Annotated in this window: 22 protein-coding genes and 1 pseudogene; 11 read left to right on the plus strand and 12 right to left on the minus strand. The window is 62.8% G+C overall.

All coding sequences use genetic code 11. The features are described from left to right. On the minus strand, nucleotides 1-531 hold a 531-nt coding region (locus tag EN745_RS09390), incomplete at its 3' end, for an isoprenylcysteine carboxylmethyltransferase family protein (RefSeq protein WP_145991999.1). 148 nt (nucleotides 532-679) lie between these two features. Here EN745_RS09390 and EN745_RS09395 point away from each other — a divergent pair. The 4 genes from EN745_RS09395 (at nucleotide 680) to EN745_RS09410 (ending at nucleotide 6,562) form a co-directional block, all read left to right on the plus strand. Next, entirely contained in the window at nucleotides 680-1,540 is an 861-nt protein-coding gene (locus EN745_RS09395; protein ID WP_127421107.1) for an alpha/beta hydrolase, read from the plus strand. 114 nt (nucleotides 1,541-1,654) lie between these two features. Continuing rightward, complete coding sequence (locus tag EN745_RS09400) at nucleotides 1,655-3,184, plus strand: EAL domain-containing protein (RefSeq protein ID WP_126058748.1); 1,530 nt, start codon at nucleotides 1,655-1,657, stop codon at nucleotides 3,182-3,184. Nucleotides 3,185-3,341: 157 nt separating this feature from the next. Next, nucleotides 3,342-5,393 (plus strand): elongation factor G, encoded by a 2,052-nt coding sequence (locus tag EN745_RS09405; protein ID WP_126058747.1) that lies wholly within the window; start codon nucleotides 3,342-3,344, stop codon nucleotides 5,391-5,393. 671 nt (nucleotides 5,394-6,064) lie between these two features. Then, nucleotides 6,065-6,562, plus strand: a complete 498-nt coding sequence (locus EN745_RS09410; RefSeq protein WP_126058746.1) for an isoprenylcysteine carboxylmethyltransferase family protein — start codon at nucleotides 6,065-6,067, stop codon at nucleotides 6,560-6,562. A 54-nt stretch (nucleotides 6,563-6,616) separates the two neighbouring features. Here the strand turns inward: EN745_RS09410 and EN745_RS09415 are convergent, their stop codons facing one another. Then, on the minus strand, nucleotides 6,617-7,513 hold the full coding sequence (locus EN745_RS09415; protein ID WP_126058745.1) for a LysR family transcriptional regulator: 897 nt from the start codon (nucleotides 7,511-7,513) through the stop codon (nucleotides 6,617-6,619). A gap of 74 nt (nucleotides 7,514-7,587) precedes the next feature. Then, complete coding sequence (gene trxB, locus EN745_RS09420) at nucleotides 7,588-8,562, minus strand: thioredoxin-disulfide reductase (RefSeq protein ID WP_126058744.1); 975 nt, start codon at nucleotides 8,560-8,562, stop codon at nucleotides 7,588-7,590. 247 nt (nucleotides 8,563-8,809) lie between these two features. On the opposite strand from trxB, the gene EN745_RS09425 reads away from it, so the two are divergent. After that, nucleotides 8,810-9,286, plus strand: coding sequence for an Lrp/AsnC family transcriptional regulator (locus EN745_RS09425; protein ID WP_127421108.1), 477 nt, complete (start codon nucleotides 8,810-8,812; stop codon nucleotides 9,284-9,286). Nucleotides 9,287-9,433: 147 nt separating this feature from the next. Here the strand turns inward: EN745_RS09425 and EN745_RS09430 are convergent, their stop codons facing one another. The 7 genes from EN745_RS09430 to EN745_RS09460 all read right to left on the minus strand — a co-directional run bounded on the left by EN745_RS09430 (nucleotide 9,434) and on the right by EN745_RS09460 (nucleotide 16,127). Continuing rightward, nucleotides 9,434-10,123 (minus strand): hypothetical protein, encoded by a 690-nt coding sequence (locus tag EN745_RS09430; protein ID WP_127421109.1) that lies wholly within the window; start codon nucleotides 10,121-10,123, stop codon nucleotides 9,434-9,436. After that, nucleotides 10,093-11,907 (minus strand): SIR2 family protein, encoded by a 1,815-nt coding sequence (locus EN745_RS09435; protein WP_189363000.1) that lies wholly within the window; start codon nucleotides 11,905-11,907, stop codon nucleotides 10,093-10,095. Before EN745_RS09435 ends, EN745_RS09430 begins: the two co-directional genes overlap by 31 nt. Nucleotides 11,908-12,183: 276 nt before the next feature. Beyond that, nucleotides 12,184-12,837, minus strand: a complete 654-nt coding sequence (locus tag EN745_RS09440) for an HAD family hydrolase (RefSeq protein WP_127421111.1) — start codon at nucleotides 12,835-12,837, stop codon at nucleotides 12,184-12,186. After that, complete coding sequence (locus EN745_RS09445; protein WP_127421112.1) at nucleotides 12,830-13,402, minus strand: SIS domain-containing protein; 573 nt, start codon at nucleotides 13,400-13,402, stop codon at nucleotides 12,830-12,832. The genes EN745_RS09440 and EN745_RS09445 overlap by 8 nt, the downstream gene beginning before the upstream one ends. A gap of 7 nt (nucleotides 13,403-13,409) precedes the next feature. Continuing rightward, nucleotides 13,410-14,894: a D-glycero-beta-D-manno-heptose-7-phosphate kinase gene (rfaE1, locus tag EN745_RS09450; protein WP_127421113.1), complete on the minus strand. Its 1,485-nt coding sequence runs from the start codon at nucleotides 14,892-14,894 to the stop codon at nucleotides 13,410-13,412. A 151-nt stretch (nucleotides 14,895-15,045) separates the two neighbouring features. After that, nucleotides 15,046-15,681 carry a LysE family translocator gene (locus EN745_RS09455; protein ID WP_127421114.1) on the minus strand — a complete coding sequence of 212 codons (636 nt, stop codon included), beginning with the start codon at nucleotides 15,679-15,681 and terminating at the stop codon, nucleotides 15,046-15,048. 26 nt (nucleotides 15,682-15,707) lie between these two features. Beyond that, entirely contained in the window at nucleotides 15,708-16,127 is a 420-nt protein-coding gene (locus tag EN745_RS09460) for a hypothetical protein (RefSeq protein WP_126058738.1), read from the minus strand. A 101-nt stretch (nucleotides 16,128-16,228) separates the two neighbouring features. On the opposite strand from EN745_RS09460, the gene rfaD reads away from it, so the two are divergent. The 3 genes from rfaD to waaC are packed head-to-tail and all read left to right on the plus strand — an operon-like array spanning nucleotide 16,229 to nucleotide 19,127. Beyond that, nucleotides 16,229-17,179, plus strand: a complete 951-nt coding sequence (rfaD, locus tag EN745_RS09465; RefSeq protein WP_127421115.1) for an ADP-glyceromanno-heptose 6-epimerase — start codon at nucleotides 16,229-16,231, stop codon at nucleotides 17,177-17,179. After that, nucleotides 17,152-18,159 carry a lipopolysaccharide heptosyltransferase II gene (gene waaF / locus EN745_RS09470; RefSeq protein WP_127421116.1) on the plus strand — a complete coding sequence of 336 codons (1,008 nt, stop codon included), beginning with the start codon at nucleotides 17,152-17,154 and terminating at the stop codon, nucleotides 18,157-18,159. Before rfaD ends, waaF begins: the two co-directional genes overlap by 28 nt. Next, on the plus strand, nucleotides 18,156-19,127 hold the full coding sequence (gene waaC, locus EN745_RS09475) for a lipopolysaccharide heptosyltransferase I (RefSeq protein ID WP_127421117.1): 972 nt from the start codon (nucleotides 18,156-18,158) through the stop codon (nucleotides 19,125-19,127). The genes waaF and waaC overlap by 4 nt, the downstream gene beginning before the upstream one ends. Before the next feature lie 139 nt (nucleotides 19,128-19,266). On the opposite strand, the gene greA is transcribed toward waaC, so the two are convergent. Both greA and EN745_RS09485 read right to left on the minus strand, forming a co-directional pair. Continuing rightward, on the minus strand, nucleotides 19,267-19,740 hold the full coding sequence (gene greA, locus EN745_RS09480) for a transcription elongation factor GreA (RefSeq protein WP_126058735.1): 474 nt from the start codon (nucleotides 19,738-19,740) through the stop codon (nucleotides 19,267-19,269). A gap of 283 nt (nucleotides 19,741-20,023) precedes the next feature. Beyond that, nucleotides 20,024-20,566 (minus strand): tetratricopeptide repeat protein, encoded by a 543-nt coding sequence (locus tag EN745_RS09485; protein ID WP_127421118.1) that lies wholly within the window; start codon nucleotides 20,564-20,566, stop codon nucleotides 20,024-20,026. Between the two features lie 201 nt (nucleotides 20,567-20,767). Here EN745_RS09485 and EN745_RS09490 point away from each other — a divergent pair, with 201 nt between their 5' ends. The 3 genes and pseudogenes from EN745_RS09490 to EN745_RS36015 form a co-directional block, all read left to right on the plus strand. Next, nucleotides 20,768-21,193, plus strand: a complete 426-nt coding sequence (locus EN745_RS09490; protein WP_127421119.1) for a DUF3775 domain-containing protein — start codon at nucleotides 20,768-20,770, stop codon at nucleotides 21,191-21,193. Nucleotides 21,194-21,385: 192 nt separating this feature from the next. Continuing rightward, complete coding sequence (locus tag EN745_RS09495; protein ID WP_127421120.1) at nucleotides 21,386-22,426, plus strand: extensin family protein; 1,041 nt, start codon at nucleotides 21,386-21,388, stop codon at nucleotides 22,424-22,426. Nucleotides 22,427-22,539: 113 nt separating this feature from the next. Next, nucleotides 22,540-22,763, plus strand: a pseudogene (locus EN745_RS36015) (extensin); the annotation flags it as partial.

Below are 22,763 nucleotides of genomic sequence, written 5' to 3' on the forward strand. Positions count from 1 at the left end.
GAACAAGCCGGCTTGCTTTCGATGGGCCTCATAGGCGCCGGCCAGATCCGTGCGCGAGAATTTCTTCTCTTCGTCCAGCGCCGCGATCAGATAGAGCACGAAAATCCCGGCGACAGGCACCACCGCCCAGATCGACCATGTGGCGATACCCCAACCGGCCCAGAAGATGATGTAGGACGTGTAGAACGGGTGGCGGATGTAGGAGAAGGGTCCGTCGGTCACCAGGCCATGCGGATTGTCGGCGTCGAAGACAAAGCGCAGCCGCGCCTTGCGCGACCTCGCAATCGCCCACCAGAACAGCGCGGAACTCGCCAGCTGGATCACCAGCCCGACGATCTTGGCCAGTAGCGGCTGCGGCAGGATCCAGATGATCGCCAGGAAAAACAGCGCCGTCGCGGCCACGACGACCGAGATTATCTTCGCGCCCGAGGACATGCCCGACGATTGGAAATGAGCGCGCATCGACCACAGATACTGGCCGACCGTGGCGATGCCGATGATCGAGACAAGAAGGTCGAGCCCACGTTCCATCGTCAACATTCCATGCCCGCCATCGAAGATTCGGGAGCCACTATAGACGGTCGGCGCAGATTAGTCCTTTCTTAACCAGAAACCTAAAGCCCGCGTAGACCCGGGAATGCGATATTGGCCGCTACGCAATCCTAAGGTTCAATGCATCATGGCCGTCGTTGAGCGTACGATCCGCACCCCGCAGGCCGATTTGCGCGTCAGCGAATCGGCGGGCCCCGGCATGCCCATCGTGATGATCCACGGGTCCGGCGCCTCGCGCGCCGTGTTCGCCCGCCAGTTCGACAGCCCGCTTGCCGATGCCCACCGGCTGATCGCTTTCGACCTGCCCGGCCATGGCGAGTCCTCGGATGCCGCCGACCCGGCGACGGACTATACGCTCACCGGCCTGGCGCGATCGGCGGCCGAGCTCCTCGACGGTCTGGGCATCGGCCACGCCGTCGTCTACGGCTGGTCGCTCGGCGGCCATGTCGCCATAGAGCTCGCAAGCTTCCATCCGGCCGTCCACGGATTGATGCTGACCGGTGCGCCGCCCGTATCGAAGGGCTTCTTCGGCATGCTGCGCGGCTTCCACGCCAACTGGGACATGCTGCTCGCTTCCAAGAAGGTCTATTCCGAACGCGATGCCGAACGCTTCGAAACGCTGTGCTTCGGCGACAGCGCGGATCCGTCATTCCGCGACGCCATCCTGCGCACGGATGGCCGGCTGCGCGTCATGGTGCTCCGTTCCATGATGGCCGGCAAGGGCCCCGACCAGAAACAGGTTGTCGAGCAGGCCGCCTTCCCCGTCGCGATCATCAACGGCGAGGACGACCCGTTCATCCGGCTCAACTACTTCGACACGCTGGATTGCGGCACGCTGTGGGAGCAATGCCACGTCGTCCCTGGCGCCGGACATGCCCCTTTCTGGGAGCGTCCGGACCTGTTCAATCCGATGCTGTCGCGCTTTGCTGAGGCTGTCGCGACGCATGATGCGGATACTGCCCTGCCGGCCCTGCGCCGGACCGGTTGACGTCACGTAACGCCGACGATTTTCTTCTTAACCATGAGCGGCCGATCGTCGGCAGGCTCAATGTCTTCTTAACAGCTGGGCGCTAGCCGTGGCTTGTGTTGCGGGGACGGTGACATGAGCATACTGGCCACGATCAAGGATCACAGCGGCAGAATCTACCGCGGTATCCAGTTCCTGCTTGTACTGAGCATCGCCGCGACCGCGCTCGGCGCGGCCGGCCTGGTCAGGGACTCCTCCTTCACGAGCGCCCTCATCGTTTCGATGGTGGCGACTGGCCTGGCGCTGCTGGTGCTGATGTACATGCGCAGCAGCGTGGTCCAGCGCCTGCGCTCGGCGGCGGCCGCCGAAGCGGAGAAGCATCATTTTCTGGCCGTCGACGCGATGACCGGCGCCATGACCCGCCGCTATGTCCTCGAAGCGCTCGACGAGCGGCTGGGCACCTTGCGCAGCCGGCGCGAGGCGAGCCTGCTGTTGATTGATCTCGATCACTTCAAACAGCTCAACGACACGTTCGGCCATCAATTCGGCGACCTCGCCCTGGCGCATCTGGTCAAGGCCGCAGAGCGTATCTTCGCCGACGGCGTAGTCGGGCGGCTGGGTGGCGACGAATTCGCCGTCATCGTTCCGCACGGCAATCTGGCAGTGATCAACAAGGATGCGCGCCGGCTGCTCGATGTGATGCGGGCAGGCAAATCGCATGAAGGCAAGATCGTCCCGCTATCAATCTCGATCGGCGTGGCACTAGCTCCCGCGCACGCCTCGAACACGACGGAGCTGATGTTGCTTGCCGACCTCGCCCTCTATGAGAGCAAGGCCGGCGGCCGTGGCCGCGTCACCGTGTTCGACGAGGAGATGCTGTCGGACAAGCGCTACCGTCGCCTGGTCGAGCGCGAGCTTCGAGCGGCCATCTACCTCGGCGAGCTTGACCTCCACTATCAACCGATCGTCGATACCGACCGATCGACCTTTGCGCTTGAAGGGCTCGTCCGCTGGCGCCATCCGGTGCGTGGCCTGATATCACCGGCCGACTTCATACCGATCGCCGAGCGTTCGACCTTGATCGACATGCTCGGCGAATGGGTATTCAGGCGCGCTTGCGCCGACATCGCACATTTTCCCGGGCTCCGCATCAGCATCAACGTTTCCGGCGAGCAGCTGAAGCGCGACGAGATCGTCACCATGTGCGACCGCGTGCTCCGCGAAACCGGCAGGTTGGCGGCTGAGTTCATAATCGAGATCACCGAGACGGTGGCGACCGCGGCCACGCCCGAAATCCTGAAGCGCCTGGAAGCCCTGCGCGGGCTCGGCTTCCACATCGCGCTCGACGATTTCGGCACCGGCCATTGCGGCATCAACTATCTCAAGACCTTGCCCATCGACAGTATCAAGATCGACCGCTCCTATATCAGCAGCCTCGCCCACGATCAGGTGGCCCAGATCTTCGTCTCGGCGCTGGCGCAGATCGCACGCATCCAGCATGTCACCATCGTCGCCGAAGGCGTCGAGACGGAAGAGGAGTTCACCCTCGCCAGGGCAGCCGGCTGCAACCGCTTCCAGGGCTATTTCTTCGGCAGGCCGGCACCGCGCCAAAAGGCCGGCGCTCTCCCCGCCGCCGATGCCGCAGCGCTGGCCCTGATCGCCTGAGGGCACAAAGCCGGCAAAATTTCCTATTTTCCTTGCCCTCCCCGCGAACCCGTGGGACGATGGCGTTGGGCAGGTGGCGATTGAAAAGAAGCCCCGCCCGCGACGGCCGAACAGGCCGGCCGCCGCTCACAGGGAAACGCCTGAGTGGAGGTCAGCCATGGGTACTCGCGCCGGAGGACGACGCACGGGACCGAAATGCATAGCCATAGTCGGTCCCTTCGCAAGCGGTAAGACGACACTTCTCGAAGCAATCCTCGCCCGGACGGGCGCCATTCCCCGCCAGAATCCCGTTTCATCAGGCAGCACAGTTTCCGATCATTCGGCCGAGGCCCGCGCCCACGCCATGAGCGTCGAGGCGACCTTCGCCACCACGGAATTCATGGGCGAGCAGCTCACCTTCGTCGATTGTCCCGGCTCGATCGAGTTCGCCTTCGAGGCCGAACCGGTGCTTGCCGCCTGCGATGCCGCCGTTGTCGTGGCCGAAGCCGACGAGAAGAAGATCCCCGCGCTGCAGCTCATCATGCGCAAGCTCGACGATCTTGGCGTGCCGCGCATCCTGTTCCTGAACAAGGTCGACAAGGCGATCGCCGGAGTGCGCGACACGCTGAAGATGCTGCAGCCGGCAAGTTCGGTGCCGCTGCTGCTGCGCCAGATTCCGCTGCGCAAGGACGGTGTCGTCATCGGTTCGATCGATCTCGCGCTGGAGCGGGCCTACATCTACCGCGAATATGCCGAAAGCCAGGTCGCTGACATCCCAAGCGACGACAAGGCTCGTGAGCTGGAAGCCCGCTTCTCCATGCTGGAGACGCTCGCCGACCATGACGACCAGTTGATGGAGCAGCTGCTCGAGGAGATCGAACCGCCGAAGGATGCCATCTTCGACGATCTCGCCGCCGATCTTCGCGCCGGCGCGGTGACGCCGGTGCTGATTGGCACCGCCGAGAAGGGCAATGGCGTGCTGCGTCTCCTGAAGGCGATCCGCCATGACGCGCCCGACATCGAGGCGACCCGCAAGCGCCTTGGCGCGCCCGACGGCAACCAGACCGTTGTCCAGGTGATGAAGACCATCCACACCGCCCATGGCGGCAAGCTGTCGGTCTCGCGGGTGCTGTCCGGGCAGCTCGCCGACGCGGCCGAGCTTTACCTCTCGAACGGCGAAAGCGCCAAGGTCTCCGGCATCTACAAGATGCTTGGCAAGGATCAGCTGAAGCTCGCCTCCGCCAAGACCGGCGACACCGTCGCGCTGGGCAAGCTCGACAACGTCAAGACCGGCCAGACGCTGAGTTCGGTCAAGGGCGGCAGCAAGCCGCTGGTCACGCTGGAGCCACCGCAGCCGGTGTTCGCCTTCGCGCTGCGGCCGAAGGAGCGCAAGGACGAGGTCAAGATGTCGGCCGCCATCCAGCGCCTGGCCGAGGAGGATCCCTCGCTCAGCCTGCGCCACAACCAGGACTCCGCCGAGACTGTGCTGTCGGGACATGGCGAAATGCACCTGCGGGTCGTGCGCGAGCGGCTCGAGGGCAAGAACCAGATCCCGGTCGAGGGCCACGCTCCGGCCGTGCCCTATCGCGAGACGATCCGCAAACCGGCGCAGCAGCGCGGCCGCCACAAGAAGCAGTCCGGCGGCCACGGCCAGTTCGGCGACGTGGTGATCGAGATCAAGCCTCTGCCGCGCGGCACTGGCTTCCAGTTCACCGACACCATCACCGGCGGCGTGGTGCCGAAGACCTACATTCAGTCGGTGGAGACAGGCATACGCGACTATCTGAAATCGGGACCGCTCGGCTTCCCCGTGGTCGATGTCGCAGTCAATCTCTCGGACGGCTCGTACCATGCCGTCGACTCCTCCGACATGGCCTTCCAGATGGCGGCCAAGCTGGCGATGAAGGAGGGCATGGCTGCCTGCTCGCCGGTGCTGCTCGAGCCGGTGATGAAGGTCGAGATCGTCACACCGTCCGACGCGACATCGAAGATCATCGCGTTGATCCCGCAGCGGCGCGGCCAGATCCTCGGTTATGACGCGCGGCCTGATTGGCCGGGATGGGATGTCGTCGAGGCGACCATGCCGCAGGCCGAGATCGGCGATCTGATCATCGAGTTGCGCTCGGCAACCGCCGGCGTCGCCAGCTATCGGGCAGCCTTTGACCACATGGCCGAGCTTACCGGCCGGCTGGCCGACGAAGCGATGAACGCCAGCGGCAAGGCTGCCTGAACGGGACTTGTTGTGGCAGACACGCAAACGGCGCCCGGACTATCCGGACGCCGTTCTTATTGCGGACCGTCTTCCTGGGAGGCAAACGGCAGGTCCGCCGCAGCGGGAAATGGTTCGGACGCGGTAGCCGCCTGAGCCCGGTCCGTCCGAGTGATGCCCCCATCTCCCGGACCGACCAAACCGCGTCCTATGATCTGCTTATTCGATAGAGTGCGTCTTCGCCATGTTACCAGAGGTTACATGTCACTGTTACGTGGCAGTGCCGATCGATTTTCCGCCGCATCCGTGGACTGCGGGCAACAAAAAAGCCGGATCAATAAAGATCCGGCTGAGTTTGATTGGAAGTGCCTGTTGAGGCTAACCTCCAGAGGGGAACACTCGAGGGCGCTAATGGGAGGAGAACGCGCCCAGGAGATGATCTATATATGTGCTCATCATGCCCAAGAAACAAGCATCTATTTTGCAACACACGCATGCAAAAAGGCGCAGGCTGTGGTCCAACCCACTACCGGGCTCAATAGGACCAGGAAAATCGGTGGAATCGAGCGCGACTCAGGGTCAAAGTCGCTGCCGAAACCTTCATCAGGGTCGTTTCCAATCGGAAAATGCGAACGCCGCCAAATGATGTGGATTCGAGCAGCCCCAGTCCATTTTTGCGGCAAGGGCGCCTGATGCGTACATTTTCAGCAATCGCCGGCAGCGCGCTGTTCCTTGTCGTGGCCCCCGGCGTCGTTGCCGGGCTGGCGCCTTTTCTTTTGACGAACCGCTACCAGCTGCCGCTGTCGACGGTGCCGGCCTTCGTTCCTGTCGGCTGGGTGCTGGTTGTGGGAGCGACAGCCATGCTGCTGCACGCCTTCACCCGCTTCGCGCTCGAGGGCCTTGGCACGCCGGCCCCGGTGGCGCCGACCGAACGGCTGGTTGTCAGCGGCATCTACCGTTACGTGCGCAATCCGATGTACGTCGCCGTGCTGTCGATCATCCTCGGCCAGGCGCTGTTGTTCTCGAGCTGGACGCTCGTCGCCTACGGCGCCGTGGTCGGCGCCGCCATGGTCTCGTTCGTCAGGCTCTACGAAGAGCCGACGCTCGCCCGTCGCTACGGCGCCGAGTACGAGGCCTACCGTCGCGCCGTCCCCGGCTGGCTGCCGCGGCTGACGCCATGGCGCGGGTGATCCGACAAACCGGAGGTTCAGGTCAGGCCGGTCTCGCCTGGATTTCGACGCACCCTAGAAGGACCAGCTGCGCGCCTTGGCGATGATGAAATCGCGAAAGACATGCAGCTTGGCCTGGTTCTTCATCGCGTCCGGATAGGCGAAATAGGTATCGAAGGACGGCACCTCCGTCTCCGGCAGGAGCTGGATCAGGCCCGAATCCTTGTTGATCACGTAGTCGGGCAGCATGGCGATGCCGGCGCCACCCTGCACCGCGCGCTTGATCGACAGGATGTCGTTGATCTGCAGCGTCGGCACTCTTTGCCCATTTTCGAAATCGCCGACCGTCTCCAGCCAGTTTAGCTCCGACAGGTGCGACGGCACCGGCACGCCGAAGGTGACGATGCGATGGTTCCGAAGCTCGGCGATCGAGGCCGGTTTGCCGTATCTGCTGATGTAGGAGGGCGCCGCGTAGAGATGGAAATGCACGGTGAACAGGCGGCGCTGGATGAGATCCGGCTGCTGCGGCTGACGCAGCCGGATGGCGCAGTCGGCCTGGCGCATGGTGAGGTCGAGCTCTTCGTTGGCGAGAATCAGCTGCAGGCTGATCTCGGGATAGAGTTCGATGAATTCCTGCACGCGTTCGGTCAGCCAGCCGGCACCAAGACCGACCGTGGTCGTCACCCTCAGCACGCCGGACGGCCGATCCTTGGCCTCGGTCAGCCGCGATTTGATCGTCTCCAGCTTCATCAGCACGTCGTGCGCCGTGCGGAACAGCATTTCGCCCTGCTCGGTCAGCACCAGGCCGCGCGCGTGGCGGTGGAACAGCGCCACGCCGACATCATGCTCCAGCGCACTGACCTGACGCGAGATCGCCGACTGCGACAGGTGCAACGTCTCGGCGGCATGGGTGAACGACCCAGCCTCCGCCGCAGCGTGAAACACGCGAAGCTTGTCCCAGTCCAGCGCCATGGTTTCCCCTCGTATCGTTTTCTGGCGTCTGAATGAAAAATCAGGCTTTTAAACGGCTTTTCTCAGCCGTTTTGTTATTCCGCCGCCTCGCGGTGCACCTCGATCCCGGCGAGATATTTTTCAGCCTCGAGCGCGGCCATGCAGCCGAGTCCGGCCGCCGTCACCGCCTGCCGGTAGATGTCGTCGGTGACGTCGCCGGCGGCGAACACACCGGGCACGTCGGTGCGGGTCGAGTCCGGCGCTGTCCACAGATAGCCGTTCGGCTTCTGCTTCAGCTTGCCGACGAACAGCTCGACCGCCGGCGCATGGCCGATCGCCACGAACACGCCATCGACCTTGAGCCGCGTCACCTCGCCGGTCACGACATTGCGCAGCGTCAGCCCTTCCACCGAAGGCGGCAGCGGCGCCTTGCCGGGCTGCCCGGTGATTTCGTCGACGACCGTGTCCCAGATGACGCGCACATTCTCCTTCTTGAACAGCCGCTCGCGCAGGATGCGCTCGGCGCGGAAGTCGCCGCGCCGGTGAATGACGGTGACGCTCTTGGCGAGGTTCGAGAGATAGAGCGCCTCCTCCACCGCCGAATTGCCGCCGCCGACCACCGCGACATCCTTGCCGCGATAGAAGAAGCCGTCGCAGGTTGCGCAGGCCGAGACGCCGAAGCCCATGAAGGTCTGCTCGGAGGGAATGCCCAGCCATTTCGCCTGCGCGCCGGTGGCGATGATCAGCGCGTCGGCGGTGTAGGTGGTGCCGGAATCGCCCTTGGCCCGGAACGGCCGCACGTTGAGGTCGACCTCGGTGATGATGTCGTTGACGATGTCGGTGCCGACATGCTCGGCCTGCTTCAGCATCTGCTCCATCAGCCATGGACCCTGGATAGGATCGGCAAAGCCCGGATAGTTTTCGACGTCGGTGGTGATCATCAACTGGCCGCCCTGCTGCAGGCCGGCGACCAGCATGGGTTTCAGCATGGCGCGGGCGGCATAGATCGCCGCCGTATAGCCGGCTGGGCCGGAGCCGATGATGAGGACTGGCGCGTGCTTGGTGGTCATGAAAGCTCTCTGCTGAGGGCAGCCAAGGATTTTGATTAAAGGAAATCCCGCCCGATTGTCGCGCGTAATGTAAGTGCTGCCCGCGGCGCCAGCAAGGCGGGTTGGGATTCGTCCCCGGAAAGCTGCGCCGGCATAGCCGGCAATATCTCTCACCCTCCGGTCAAAAATCGTCGGACGGAGGGATGGCATGCATCGGAAAGTCTAATTACAAAATCACGAAAGATTCTTGCGCGCACGAAAGCCGACCATGCCGCTCAAAGCTGATCTCGACGCCATCGACTGGAAGATCCTGCGCGAGCTGCAGGATGACGGGCGCATGACCAATGTCGAGTTGTCCAACCGCGTCGGCATTTCGGCGCCGCCTTGCCTGCGCCGCGTCCGGCGGCTGGAGGAGGCCGGCATCATCCGCGGCTACCGCGCCCTGCTCAACGCGCCGGCGCTCGGCATGGATGTCGTCGCCTTCTGCCTCATCGGCCTGCATCATCAGGCCGACGCCGAGCTGAAGACCTTCGCCGAGCGCACGCGCGGCTGGCCGATCGTGCGCGACGCCTGGATGGTATCCGGTGAATCCGACTTCCTGCTGCACTGCGTGGCGAGCGACCTCGGCACCTTCCAGACCTTCGTCATCGAGGAACTGGCCTCGGCGCCGAATGTCGATACCGTGCGCACCGCGCTCACCATCCGTCGCGTCAAGGACGAGGGGCTGGTGGCGTTCAAGGCCTGATCGGGATCATTCCCACGGCCAGCCGGAAGAACTCTTTTGAACAAACTGAATCGACCCTTTCCGGAGGTAGGCAGCACAGGCACACGTCGGCCTGCGCCGAAAAGCTATCCCGCATAGAAGCAGTTCGAATCTGCGGCTCAGCGGGTGTCAATTCTCCTCAAGATAACCCGGTCCGTACGACTCTTTCCAAACTCCAGTGGTTGCGACTGTCACAACCTTGTTCACGGCCTCCTGGAGTCGGGCACCGGGATACTTTCTGTGCGCTGCTAGCAACTCATTGGCGTATTGCTGTGTGACTGCTTTGGCACCTTCGACACCGAAGAATTTTAGCATAACCGAGATGTGCCCCTCGGCGAGCGTCACGATGGGATATGTGTCGGTAGCGTCCGCAACGCGGTTCAACTCGCGTAGTGCATCTATGGCTTCCTTGAGCAGTGGCTCCGCGTCGTCCCAGCCCTGCGACAAGGAAGCGATGATCATCAATTGCTGGGCATAGGCGTGTTCTATTTGGGGCGATGCGTACGCCTCGCGCGCCGTTTTTAGTTTCTCTAGCGCCTCGGCTTGATTACCGAAATCGCGCAACGCCAACCCGTATTGGAGCCAGTATAGGCCGTCGATATGAAATTTTGTCTCAAACGCTTCATATACCGACCGGACTTTGTCTTCATCATCACGCATCATCTCTTTGACAAAGCGATGATTGATGATGGATTTGAAAACTACGCCATCTGCTTTCCCGACATTCTTAATCACTGGAGTCTCATAATCGGAAAACGCCTCCAAAACAGCGATCAGGCAATCCCTGATCATCGTCGTAGGAACGATCTTCTCGAACAATTCACGAACGTTGGGTGCCGCGCAGAATACTTCTTTGTATTCGTCACGATGATACCCTCAGTCTCGCGCGACATAACGTTGACGTCTTCCGCAATGCCAAGATTAGAGAGCGCCGAACCCACGATGTGAGAGCTTAGCGTTGATCTGTGAATGCTTGCGAAGCCGACAATGACAAGGAATTTTTTGTGACGATCATCACCTAGATTCTTGAAGTCCCTATCGATGATTTGCGTGAAGCCAAGGCCGGTGGTTGCCTCCATCAAGCCGATCAGCAACTGCCGGTCGGCCTTGTTAAAAATTTCCTTGACTCGCCCCTCCGGCGTCATCGGTTGCAGGCGCGTCCAGGGCCCGAACTTCTCCAACTTTTCAAGTATCCGGTTCGTATCCGCTTTGCGTATCTTCTCGACGTTGAACGTCTTGGAGATGGAGGGTTCGACAGTTGCTTTCACCCGTCTATTCCAGATGTTGAGCCGCTCTGAGGCCACGATGCAGATGTGCTTCGTTCGCGCCTCTACAAGCAGCTCGGCGATCTCGTTGTGCATCGCCTCCATCTTGTCAATAAATAGGTAAAACGCCGAGGTATTGATCTGCTCCAATGCAACGACAACCTCCTTAAAGTCACTGACTGCCTCTCTCAGAAAGTAGACGGGCGCGTTCGAAGCATTGCTAACATGGAGAGCGGCAATCATCAGAGCGGTGGTTTTGCCAGAACCCGCAGGGCCTACCAACGCTATGCACTTTTTGCTTTCGTGGCCTTCTTCGACAAGCTTGGAGAAATCTTTGATGAACGCGAGATCGGCTGGAACGCCATCGAGGATGTCGGCCCAGCGGGGCTTGTATCCCTTATAGAACTCTCGAATCGCGCCAAGGGTATTGTTCGACTCGGAGCGCGGCAGACTGTCAGCGCTTACGAGCGTGACGCTGTTTAATGCGCGTTTCTGCATATCGGTCAGTGCTCGATGAATGTTCCGCAGCTCGGGGCGCCGTGCGGTGGCAAGGTCCCACCCCGTCGGGCGTTTGGGCATTTCGCGAGCGAGCCATTCAGCGAAATCTTTGAGCGTGCCGGGTACGTGAATGAGGTTGAGACTGCTGAGATGATGCTTGTCTATCTCGCTTGCCGAGGGGGTTATCACGTATCCACGAAGTGGCGCTCTTTTCATGATCGAACGCATCTCTGCTATGGCGTGCTGGAAGAGCGGTTCGTTTAGCTTGCTGCCGATGAAAACAAACGTGTAATTACTGTGGTTCTGGCCCAGCTCGCGATACCAGACAGGAAGACGATTTGAACCTTCGCCATACTCTTGGGGAGAGAAAATGAAGCCGTCTTCCGGACGATCAGCTGACCCATTCAGCTTTACGAGCTGAACAGACTTAAATATCGGATCGATTTCTTCGAGCGGTGAGTTGCGTGCAAAGACCTCCACACTCTGCGTTCCTGCTTTCCGAAGCGCGGCTTCCGTACAGTCATCGATGTTTAGCGTGAAAATGCGTGCCCACGGGAATGACGCGATCGCTTGAAGCTCCGGCGACGGCTTTGTGTTGGTCAGTCGTGATCTTAGAAATTTGTGGAGCCGTGTAGAGTCGACTGCGTTGATTGCCGAATAGACGTTGCCGAGGGCCTCTCCGTCATAGGGCCAGCCCATTAGTGCAGCGAGTTCTTTGGCAAGGTCATCGCCCATAGGCATTTCAAGATTTTCGGAGTCGCGTGAGCCGTAGGACGCGCCCGCGCCGAGCAAAAGCATCAGCCGTCCATTCTGATAAGCGTTCACTATGTCGGCTAACATTGGATGCTCCAGGCTTTGTGCCACCATGTTGGCAGTAGATGTACTTGCTTTCGCTCCTCTCTTCCACCTGTCGCGTACACGAACTTGACCGCCCTGCGTTTCGCATCAGTGGCGAAAGGCGTGCCGGAAGTGGCGGTAGGTAGGCGTTGCCGAAATCCGTCGAGCAAGCCAAGGCACTAGAAAACCCAAACGACCGCTGCTGCCGGTTCCTGCCAGTTTGTATCGCCAGTCAACAAACGTGAGATTTCCACCATCTCGGCCATTGATAGAAGCGAACTAATCGAGTTTTGACCCGAGCGCCCCGATCGCGGCCAGCAATCCGTCAAGATCGTCGCGGTGGCGCAGCGGCGAAACCTTGAATCCCGCCCGCTCAGAGGCTTCACCATCCACCAGCCATCCGCGCTCGAGACTGGCGCGCTGCCCCGCCTCCATATCCGCCGGCTTGTCACCGACGATCAGCGATCGCTTGAGATCGAGACCAAGCCGTTTAGCCGCCTCGATCAGCATGCCCGGATTGGGCTTGCGCATCGGATGATTGGCCACCGTCAGCGGTCCGGCGCCAGCGTCGTGATAGGCGCAGGCCAGCACCATGTCGACGGAAGCGCCGCTGTCGGCCAAAAGCTCGAGCACACGGCCGTTGACCAAAGCGAACTCATTCCAGCCGGAATAGCCGCGCGCGATGCCGGACTGGTTGGTGACCACCACGACGGGGATGTTGGCGCCGTTTGCGGCAACGATGGCCGGCGCGATGTCGTCGCGCAGCACGATGTCGGCCGGATCGTCGGGATAGCCGGTATCGACATTGATGGTGCCGTCGCGGTCGAGAAACAGCGCCGGTGTGTTGGCCGGGAAGACCTTGGCGCCGATGCGCTCGATCCACAGACCCGGATCCACGACGGGATGCGTCGCAGCGCTCCCTTGGTCAGCCATTGCTGAGACGCGCTTCGACCGCCTCGCACAGATAGTGGTACAGGCAGAGATGCCCCTGCTGGATGATCGGCGTCGAGGTCGACGGCACGTTGAGCAGGATATCGGTCAGCGGCTTGAGCTTGCCGCCGGTGTCGCCGGTCAGGCTGATCACCGTCATGCCCATCATGCGAGCCTGTTCGGCGGCAGCCAGAATGCTCGGCGAATTGCCGCTGGTCGAGATGGCGAGCAGCACGGCGCCTTGCGAGCCATGGGCCTCGACCTGGCGCGAGAAAACCGTGTCGAAACCGTAGTCGTTACCCCAGGCGGTCAGCACCGCCGCATTGGCCGGCAGCGCGATGACATTGTAGGCCTTGCGCTCCTTGAGGAAGCGGCCGACCAGCTCGCCGGCGATATGGATGGCATCGCTAGCCGAGCCGCCATTGCCGCAGATCAGCAGCGCCTTGCCTTGCGACAGCGCGGTGACGACCGTGCTCACGGCGCGTTCCATCTCGGCGGTAAGGTCGCGTTCGACCGTCGCCGTAAGCGCGGTCGCCGAGCGAACCAGATAGTCGTTCAGTGCGGACATGAAACCCTCAATTGGTAGCGCGCATCCTGCCGATGGTGCCGGTCGTGCTCTTGCCGGCGACGAGATCGACCAGCACCACGCGTCCGCCGGCCTTCTGCACCACGTCGGCGCCGACCACCTTGTCGATCGTATAGTCGGCGCCCTTGACCAGAATGTCGGGCAGCAGCGCCTCGATCAGCGCCAGCGGCGTGTCTTCCTCGAAGACGACGACGGCGTCGACCGAGGCCAGGGCCGCCAGCACGCAGGCGCGGTCGTGCTGGTCGTTGACCGGACGTCCCGGGCCCTTCAGCCGGCGCACCGAAGCATCGCTGTTGAGGCCGAGCACCAGCCGGTCGCACTGGCTGCGCGCCGCGTGCAGCAGGCTGACATGGCCGGCATGCAGGATGTCGAAGCAGCCATTGGTGAAGCCGACGGTCAGCCCTTCCTCTTTCCACGCGGCCACCATCCTGGCTGCCGCGGCGGCGTCGAGGATGGCATCCTTGTGCGCGACCGGCCCATGCGAGCGGAACAGCGCCCCCGTCAGTTCCTCGACCGTCAGCCGCGCCGTGCCGCGCTTGCCCACCACGACGCCGCCGGCGGCATTGGCGATTGTAGCGGCCTGCACACGGTCGGCGCCCGCCGCGAGTGCGAGCGCGAAGGTGGCGATGACAGTATCGCCGGCGCCGGAGACGTCGAACACCTCCCGCGCCTGCGTGGCGATGTGGCGCGCATCGTCGGGCTCGACGACGCTCATGCCCTTTTCGCTGCGCGTCGCGACGACGAAGTCGAAGCCATGCGCCGAGATCAGTTCCCGCGTCGCCGCCACGATCTCGTCATCGGCAAACACGGCGCGCCCCACGGCCTCGCCGAGTTCCTTGCGGTTGGGCGTGACCGCCGTCGCGCCGGCATAGCGGGCATAGTCGCGGCCCTTGGGATCGACCAGCACCGGCTTTCCCGCCTCGCGGCAGATCGAGATCAGCTCGCCGGCGACGCCGTCGAGCAGCATGCCCTTGCCGTAATCGGACAGGATGACAATGTCGGCGCGCGCAAGGGCCGTGCGGAAATGCTCGACCAGCGTCGATCGCTCGGCGGCGTTGAGCGACTTCACCTCCTCCTCGTCGAAACGCAACACCTGCTGATTGAGCGCGCTGAAGCGGCTCTTCGACGAGGTCATGCGGTCGCGCTGCTGCGACAGCCCGGATGTCTCGGCGCCAAGCTCGCCAAGCATCCGCATCAGATCGTCGCCCGCCTTGTCGGCGCCGATCACCGAAACCGGAATTGCGGCGGCGCCCAGCGAGACGATGTTGGAGACGACGTTGCCGGCACCGCCCATCGCCAGCATCTCGCCACGTCCGTGCAGCACCGGAATGGGCGCCTCCGGCGAGATCCGCTCGATCACGCCGCTGACGAAACGGTCGAGGATGAAGTCGCCGACCACCAGCACGGTGACGCCGCCAAAGCGCGCGATGGCGCGGTGCAAAGGTTCCGGGGAAGGCAGATGATGATTGATCATGTCACTGGCAACGCGCGGAAAAAGCCGTTTCTGAGGATGGTTCGGGGTTCAAATGGCTGGACGGTCGTTCATGGCGAAGCCGATATACCGCAATTCGAGCCAGCGCAACGGCGGCCGGGGGACGGGTCGCCGCAGAACCCCGGCCGGCCGTTCAGCTCTTCTGCAGGGCGACATGGACGCCGAGACCAACCAGCACCGCGCCGCCCGCGCGCTGCATCAGCCGCTGCGCGCGGCTCGAACGCCGCAGCCCGGCGATCATCGCCCCGGCCAGGAAGACGCACGCTATGTCGGCGGAGGAGAACATCAGGTTGACGAGGGTGCCAAGGATGACGAACTGCAGCCAGACCGGAAATGCCGCCGAGGCATCGATGAATTGCGGCAGGAACGCCATGAAGAAGGTCGCCGTCTTGGGATTGAGCACTTCGACGGTGATGCTCTCGAAAAAGGCGCGGCGGGCCGATTTCCGCTCGATGGCGGGCAGCGCCGCGTCGCCGCCTTGCGTCCTGGCGCGGAAAAGCGAGACGCCGAGCCAGATCAGATAGAGCGCGCCGATGAGCTTGACCGCCATGTAGAGCGGCGGAACGGCATGGAACAGCACCGAAAGACCCGCTGCCGCCGCAAGGACATGCACATAGCCGCCGAGATGGATGCCGAGCGCCGCCGTCAAACCTGACCAGCGCCCGCGCGCCATCGTCTGCGCCGCGGCGTAGAGCATGGCAGGACCCGGAATGTAGGCGAAGATCGCCGTGGTGGCGAAAAAGGCGATAAGCAGTTCGCTCGACGGCATTGCCTTGCTCCTGTGAATGATGATGCTCAAACTTCTGAGAAACCGAACGCTGCCACCAGCCGCTCGAAAGTCGGGGTGTCCTGCTTTTCACCGAAAGGCCGGACAAGTTGCCAGATGTCTTCGCTATAGAGCAGCAGCATTTCCTCTGTAGCCGCGACGAGCTCTATATCCGTCGGAGCTGCGTAAAACGAGATTCCTTGGATACCATCGAGAGAAAGGGGAGCGTAGTGGAGCCGAAATTCGCCACTGCTGATTTGGATGCCATTCGTCGATGTCCCTTCGTACGGCTCAACAATTCGGCAAATGCGTCCGATCGATGACCTGCGCACCTTTTCGATCGGTTTTCCACGATTCTCGTCCGGCAGGGACACCATCCGAACGTAGGAACCGACAAACACCGCCACGCCATGTCTATCGGTTGGCATAGCTGAAGGATCTCCTGCCATTCACCAGTCCTGCTGCGATTAGACCAACCGCTGCCGGCTTTATCGACAGCCCATACTGCCTCCCTTATAAGGACCGGAATCGGAAGCAACCAGAGGCCTTCATGATCATCGTCACGGGCGGCGCCGGTATGATCGGCTCCAACATCGTCGCCGCGCTCAACGCCGAGGGGCACAGCGACATCCTCGTCGTCGACGACCTCACCGACGGCCACAAGATCGCCAATCTCGCCGACCTCCAAATCGCCGACTATCTCGACAAGGACGATTTCCTCGCACGCCTGGAGAATGGCGGGCTCGGCCGCATCGAGGCCGTCTTCCACCAGGGCGCCTGCTCGACCACCACCGAGTGGAACGGCAAGTACATGATGGACGTCAACTACGCCTATTCGAAGCGGCTGCTGCATGCCTGCCTGGCCTTGCGCGTGCCCTTCCTCTACGCCTCCTCGGCATCGGTCTATGGCGGCGGCAGCGAGTTCCGCGAGGAACAGCAGTTCGAGCGGCCGCTCAACGTCTATGCCTATTCCAAGAAACTGTTCGACGACTATGTCCGCCGCACCGTCTTCGACACCGATCATTCGCAGGTGGCCGGGCTTCGCTATTTCAACGTCTACGGACCGCGCGAGGCGCACAAGGGCGCCATGGCTTCGGTCGCCTTCCATCTGTTCAACCAGGTCGAGCGCGGCGAAAACCCAAAGCTGTTCGGCGCCCATGACGGGTTCGGACCCGGCGAGCAAAGCCGCGACTTCATTCATGTCGGCGACGTTGCCGACGTCAATCTCTGGCTCTGGAAACGCGGCTCGAGCGGCATCTTCAACTGCGGCACCGGCCGCGCCCAGCCATTCCGCGCCATCGCCGAGACCGTCATCGATACGCTCGGCAGGGGCATGCTCGAATTCATCGACTTCCCCGACCACCTCAAGGGCAGCTACCAGAGTTTTACCCAAGCTGATATGTCCCGCTTGCGCGCGGCCGGTTACAATGGCCAATTCCGGACTGTCGAAACCGGTGTCAGAGACTATGTCGAATGGCTGAAAGCCCAGCGATCCTCGTGATCGGCCCACGTTGGGTGGGCGACATGGTCATGGCGCAGTGCCTGTTCTCGGCGCTGAAGGAGCAGTATCCGAACGCCGCGATCGACGTGCTGGCGCCGGCCTGGGCGGCACCGCTCGTCAAGCGCATGCCGGAGATACGCCAGCAGATCGATTTCCCGATGAAGCCCGGCGCGCTCGAATTCCGCATCCGCAGGCGGTTCGGCCGCCTGCTGCGCGGCCGTTACGACATGGCCTATATTCTGCCGGGAAGCTGGAAGTCGGCGCTGATCCCGTTCTTTGCCCGCATTCCGCGCCGCGTCGGCAACCTCAGGGAAATGCGCTACGGCCTGCTCACCGACATCGTGCCGCTGCCCGACGCGGTGAAGCGGCGCACGGCGCGCGCCTATTTCGGCCTTGCCCGCGGCGGCACCTTCCAGGCCCCGAAGCTCACCATCGATGCAGTCAGCCAGGCTGCCCTGCTCGACCGGTCGGGCCTAAGCGCGAAGAACTTTGTGGCGCTGATGCCCGGCGCCGAATTCGGCCCAGCGAAACGCTGGCCGAGCGAAAGCTACGCCGACCTGGCGCGCGCGATGATGGCAAGAGGCCTCAAGGTCGCGCTGCTCGGATCCAGGAACGACGCCGAGGTGACGGCCGAGATCGCCGCGCTCGCGCCAGGCACCGTCGACCTGGCCGGCAAGACGCGGCTGGAGGACGCCATCGACCTCATCGCCGCGGCACGGCTGGCGGTGTCGAACGACAGCGGGCTGATGCATGTCGCCGCCGCCGTCGGCACGCCGATCGTCGCCGTCTACGGCTCGACCTCGCCTGAGAACACGCCGCCGCTCTCCGAGCACGCCGAGCTGGTGTGGCTCGGCCTGTCCTGCTCACCCTGCCACCAGAAGACCTGTCCGCTCGGCCATCTCAACTGCCTGAAGACGCTCGACGTCGCGCGGGTCGCGGCGGCAGTGGACCGGCTGCTGGCAATGCCGGCCGCCGCATGAAGGTCCTGATCGTCAAGACATCCTCGATGGGTGATGTCATCCATACCTTCCCGGCTGTCGAGGATGCGCGCCGCCACCGCCCGGACGTCTCCTTCGACTGGTGCGTGGAGGAAGCCTTTGCCGGCATCGTCGCCCTGCACCCGGCGATCGGCATCATCCACACGGTGGCAATCCGGCGCTGGCGCAAGCGGCTTTTCAACAGTGACACCTGGCATGAGGCGGCAAAACTGCGCCGTGCCCTGCGCGCCGCGAGCTACGACCTCGTCATCGATGCGCAAGGGCTGCTGAAGTCCGCCCTGGTGGCGAAGCAGGCGGCGGCGCCGATCGCCGGCCTCGACCAGGATAGCGTGCGTGAGCCGTCGGCGACATGGTTCTACGATCATCGCTACGCAGTGCCGCGCGACCTGCACGCCATCGAGCGCACGCGGCGGCTGTTCGGCCTGGCGCTCGGCTACCAGCCGGATCTTTCCGGGCTCCAATCCGGCATGGTGCCTCCGGCCGATGGTCTGGCCGGCACAAGCGGCAAGACCGCCTTCCTGTTGCATGGCACCAGCCGCGAGGACAAGAAATGGCCGGTCAAGGACTGGATCGAGACCGCCGGGTTGTTGCTCGAGAAGGGAATGACGCCTGTCGTCACCTGGTCGAACGGGCCTGAGAAGGCAGTGGCCGAGGCGATCGCCCGGGCTGTGCCCCAGGCGGTGCTGGTGCCCAAATCGCCACTGGCGGTGATCGCCGCGGCCATCGGCCGTTCGGCGCTGGTCGTCGGCGCCGACACCGGCCTCACCCATCTCGCCAGCGCCTTCGGCCTGCCGACAGTCGCCGTCTTCCTGGCCACCGAACCCGGCCTTACCGGCCCGCGCGGGCCGTTTTCATCGACCTTGCTGGCGAAACCCGGAAACCCGATAAGTCCGGCCGAGGTGATCGGGGAAGCCGAGCGGTTGCTTAGGCTCAGATCAGAGGCGGTTTAGGGGCTTTTCAGAATTCGCTCTGGTGAGTCGAATAGCGTGGTTTTCGAGAACCGGCGCGGAGCGTACTTAAAGTACGTGAGCACCGGAAGCGCAGAAAACCGCGCTAGTCGGCCACCAGAGTGGAATTATCAAAAGCCCCTCAGATGAATTGCACCTGGACGATCTCATACCCACGCGCGCCGCCGGGCGCGTTGACCTCGATGGCGTCGCCGACTTCCTTGCCGATGAGGGCGCGCGCGATCGGCGAGGAGATCGAGATGCGGCCTGACTTCACGTCCGCTTCCTGGTCGCCGACGATCTGGTAGGTCTTCTTCTCCTCGGTGTCCTCGTCGACCAGCACCACGGTGGCGCCGAACTTGACCTTGTCGCCGCTGAGCTTGGTGACGTCGATCACCTCGGCCCGCGCGATCAGGTCCTCGAGCTCGTTGACGCGGCCTTCATTGTGGCTCTGCGCCTCTTTGGCCGCGTGGTATTCGGCGTTTTCGGAAAGGTCGCCATGCGAACGCGCCTCGGAGATCGCCTCGATGATGCGCGGCCGCTCTTCCTGCTGGCGCCAGCGCAGTTCTTCCTTCAATGACGCGAACCCCTCGCCTGTCATCGGGACCTTGTTCATATGCCTGACCTTTCCTGCCGCCACCCCCGCTTTTCGGGGATGGCCCTTGTCGATGGGTACAAAAAGAAAACGGTCCGGCAGCCTTGGGCTAACGGAACCGTTTCACCGCAATTTGCCTGAATATAGCAATGTTTGCGCGTTTTTCACGCCAAAAAATCCGGTCTTGAAAAATCATCCGCTGCTTTCGCAAGGGCGATCGCCGCGAAAGCAATCATTTGCCGGCGCGGCAACAAAAGGCCGGCCGTGATCGCTCGCGGCCGGCCGGAAAGGTGTCGAGGTCGAATCAGCTTCTCAGGAAATGGTCGATCTGCTCGGCCAGCATGCCGTATTCGCGCGAGCCCTTGCCGGTGCGCTTCTCGATTTCGCTGAGCTGTTCGCGGGCGCCCGCAAGGTCGCCGATCTGGAGATGCGCTTCGCCGAGATATTCGCGTACCAGCGTATAGTCTGGATTGATGCGCAAGGCTTCCTCGTAATAACCGAGGCCGACGGTGATGCGGCCGGAATGGCGATGCGAATAGCCGAGATAGTTGAGGATGCGCGGATCCTGCTTGTTGGCCGCAAGGCTGAGCACGGCGATCGCCTCGTCATAGCGTCCGGCCATCGCCAGGTCGTGGCCCGCTTCGTAGATATTGTCGTCGTCCAGCATGCCGTACTTAGGCGTCACGCATTTCTGCTTCTTCTTGTCCCAGACCTCGCCCTTCTTGCACTTCGGAGTCTGGTCGCCGCCACCGCCTCCACCACCGCCTTCGCCGGCCGTGAAGGCAGGCGCTACAAAGAGCGGCAGAGCCGCGATGGCCATGACTTGAATCAGCAAACGTCTGCGCATGGAAGCCTCCTGGAGCGTGACAATGCGATACTAACGCCGACCGTCAGCGGTTTCATCCCGGAAAAACGAGGGGCGTTGAAAACCTGCGCCTCAGCCCCAACCTCCAGCATTTTGCCCGGAAACGACCGAACCCCACGTGACGCGCGCTACAAATCGGCTATCATCCGGGCAAACGGCCAACGGAGGATGCGGAGAAGGCCAGTGCAGCAGCGCCTCGAACGGGAATGGGAGCTTTCGATCGGTCCCGACACCGTGCGCCTGTTCATTCTCAAGGCGAAGGCGCTGAGCGCGGCCGTCAATGAGGATTATGCCGACGGCGCCGAGCACGAGATCGAGTTCGACGGCGACACGCATGACAGCCACCATCATGACGGTCTCGTCGAGGAAAGCTCGGAAAACCTCACCGAGGAAGAACTGCGCGAACTGATCGACGACCTTAATGTCGACGAGGCGGCCGAACTCGTCGCGCTGGCCTGGGTCGGCCGCGGCGACTATGACGCCTCGGAGTGGGCGGACGCGCTGGCCGCCGCGCGCGAGCGCGCCAACAAGCGCACGGCCAAATACCTGCTCGGCATGCCGCTGCTCGCCGACTGGCTGGAGGAAGGGCTGGAAGCGATCGGCGCGTAACGCGTTGGTAACCGATTGTGATCGCGACGCCGCCCCTTCAGGGCAACTTTGCCGTGCCGGCGCCGTTTCCGGCCGATGGCAACGCTGAGCTTTTCCGGATTTTGCAGACTGACGCTGCCCTTGCTGGCGGCAACCTTGCTGGCCACGCCGGCCGACGCCAGGCATCGTCACAGGCAGCCGCTGACACCGCGTATGGAGCAGCCGTTGACGCAGCGGGCCGATCAGCCACTGCGGCCGAGGGCCAAGCACCGCCAGGGATCGCGGGGCAAGCGGCATATCGCACCAAAGCAGACGCAATGGCAAAGGCAGGACCAGCCGACCTCGCCCGCCGATGTTCCGGTGCCAGAGCCGCGTCCAGCGGAAGCGCCAAAGGCCGACGCGACAACGACAGAAGAGCAGAAGGCTGCAGGTCCAAAGCCCGCTGCCGCAGCCGACCGGCTCAATCAAGAAAAGTCTCGTCAGGGAAAGCAGGCGCGTCCCGAGCCTTCGGGGCCGGAGCCGTCAACCGATATCGAAAGCGAGCCTGAGCCGCCGACCGTGGTGCCGATTCCGACACAAAGACCCGACACCGCGGAGCCGGTGGCCGAACCGCCCGCTGTCGCACCGAAGCCACCTGAAAAACCGGCTGATGCCGACAACAACAAAATGCTGCCCGATCCGCGATCGGCCGATCGTCCTGCCGACAAGATGCCTCAGGACGAAGTGGCCTGCCGCGAGCGGCTGAAGGCGCTCGGCGTCGAATTCGAGGAGCATAAGGCGGAAAGCAATCCGGAAATCGGTTGTTCGATCCCCTACCCTATCATTTTGAAAACGCTCGGCAAATCTGTCGGCATCGGCTCCGGCACCGAACTCAATTGCCAGATGGCCGAGGCTGCCGCCCGCTTCACCGTCGATGTGATCCAGCCGGCGGCGAAAGCCGAATTCGGCGTAGATCTCAAATCGATTACCCAGGCCTCGGCGTTTGTCTGCCGCCCGCGTAACGGAACGAGAAAGCTGTCGGAGCATGCCTTCGGCAATGCGCTCGACATCGCCTCCTTCACGCTGTCCGACGGACGAAAGGTCGAGATCGGCCCAGTGCCGCCCGAAAAGGATGCAAAATTCCTGAACAGTGTGCGCAAGGCCGCCTGCGGGCCGTTCAAGACCGTGCTCGGTCCCGGCGCCGATGCCGACCATGCACTGCATTTCCACTTCGACCTCGAGCAGCGCCGCCATGGCGGAACGTTCTGCCAGTGAGTGGATGCGAAGAACAGGTGCCGCAATTCGGCCCCAGGCGTGAATGCGGGCGCTGATCTTTCCTTTACTCTTGCCGACTAGACTTGTGCCATCCGGGGACAGGGTACCTTTCGATGGCCGGAAGACTTGGCGCCATGCCTGCCATGGCGCGACAGAACAATCGTGCGCGCTCCGTTGCCGCCAGGCTGGTGATGCTGCTTGCCATCGCGGCCGTATCGGCCTGCAACACCGGCGATGTGTTTGCGCTGCAGCCGGCCGTCGACGTCGGCAGCCAGACCGCCGCCGTGCCCGAGACGCCCCAATATTCCGCGCCCCAATATTCCGCGCCCCAGTATTC

The organism is Mesorhizobium sp. M4A.F.Ca.ET.022.05.2.1, assembly GCF_003998845.1.
Lineage (GTDB): Bacteria > Pseudomonadota > Alphaproteobacteria > Rhizobiales > Rhizobiaceae > Mesorhizobium.

What these genes read in the sequence shown, in the direction of transcription:
- rfaE1 (WP_127421113.1), bottom strand. Translation starts at nt 14,894, where the DNA reads ATGATCAATCATCATCTGCCTTCCCCGGAACCTTTGCACCGCGCCATC.
- EN745_RS09440 (WP_127421111.1), bottom strand. Translation starts at nt 12,837, where the DNA reads ATGGCTGACCAAGGGAGCGCTGCGACGCATCCCGTCGTGGATCCGGGT.
- EN745_RS09435 (WP_189363000.1), bottom strand. Translation starts at nt 11,907, where the DNA reads ATGTTAGCCGACATAGTGAACGCTTATCAGAATGGACGGCTGATGCTT.
- EN745_RS09495 (WP_127421120.1), top strand. Translation starts at nt 21,386, where the DNA reads ATGGAGCAGCCGTTGACGCAGCGGGCCGATCAGCCACTGCGGCCGAGG.
- waaF (WP_127421116.1), top strand. Translation starts at nt 17,152, where the DNA reads ATGGCTGAAAGCCCAGCGATCCTCGTGATCGGCCCACGTTGGGTGGGC.
- EN745_RS09425 (WP_127421108.1), top strand. Translation starts at nt 8,810, where the DNA reads ATGCCGCTCAAAGCTGATCTCGACGCCATCGACTGGAAGATCCTGCGC.
- EN745_RS09410 (WP_126058746.1), top strand. Translation starts at nt 6,065, where the DNA reads ATGCGTACATTTTCAGCAATCGCCGGCAGCGCGCTGTTCCTTGTCGTG.
- EN745_RS09485 (WP_127421118.1), bottom strand. Translation starts at nt 20,566, where the DNA reads ATGCGCAGACGTTTGCTGATTCAAGTCATGGCCATCGCGGCTCTGCCG.
- EN745_RS09400 (WP_126058748.1), top strand. Translation starts at nt 1,655, where the DNA reads ATGAGCATACTGGCCACGATCAAGGATCACAGCGGCAGAATCTACCGC.
- EN745_RS09405 (WP_126058747.1), top strand. Translation starts at nt 3,342, where the DNA reads ATGGGTACTCGCGCCGGAGGACGACGCACGGGACCGAAATGCATAGCC.
- EN745_RS09455 (WP_127421114.1), bottom strand. Translation starts at nt 15,681, where the DNA reads ATGCCGTCGAGCGAACTGCTTATCGCCTTTTTCGCCACCACGGCGATC.
- EN745_RS09395 (WP_127421107.1), top strand. Translation starts at nt 680, where the DNA reads ATGGCCGTCGTTGAGCGTACGATCCGCACCCCGCAGGCCGATTTGCGC.
- waaC (WP_127421117.1), top strand. Translation starts at nt 18,156, where the DNA reads ATGAAGGTCCTGATCGTCAAGACATCCTCGATGGGTGATGTCATCCAT.
- EN745_RS09445 (WP_127421112.1), bottom strand. Translation starts at nt 13,402, where the DNA reads ATGTCCGCACTGAACGACTATCTGGTTCGCTCGGCGACCGCGCTTACG.
- EN745_RS09460 (WP_126058738.1), bottom strand. Translation starts at nt 16,127, where the DNA reads ATGGCAGGAGATCCTTCAGCTATGCCAACCGATAGACATGGCGTGGCG.
- greA (WP_126058735.1), bottom strand. Translation starts at nt 19,740, where the DNA reads ATGAACAAGGTCCCGATGACAGGCGAGGGGTTCGCGTCATTGAAGGAA.
- trxB (WP_126058744.1), bottom strand. Translation starts at nt 8,562, where the DNA reads ATGACCACCAAGCACGCGCCAGTCCTCATCATCGGCTCCGGCCCAGCC.
- EN745_RS09415 (WP_126058745.1), bottom strand. Translation starts at nt 7,513, where the DNA reads ATGGCGCTGGACTGGGACAAGCTTCGCGTGTTTCACGCTGCGGCGGAG.
- rfaD (WP_127421115.1), top strand. Translation starts at nt 16,229, where the DNA reads ATGATCATCGTCACGGGCGGCGCCGGTATGATCGGCTCCAACATCGTC.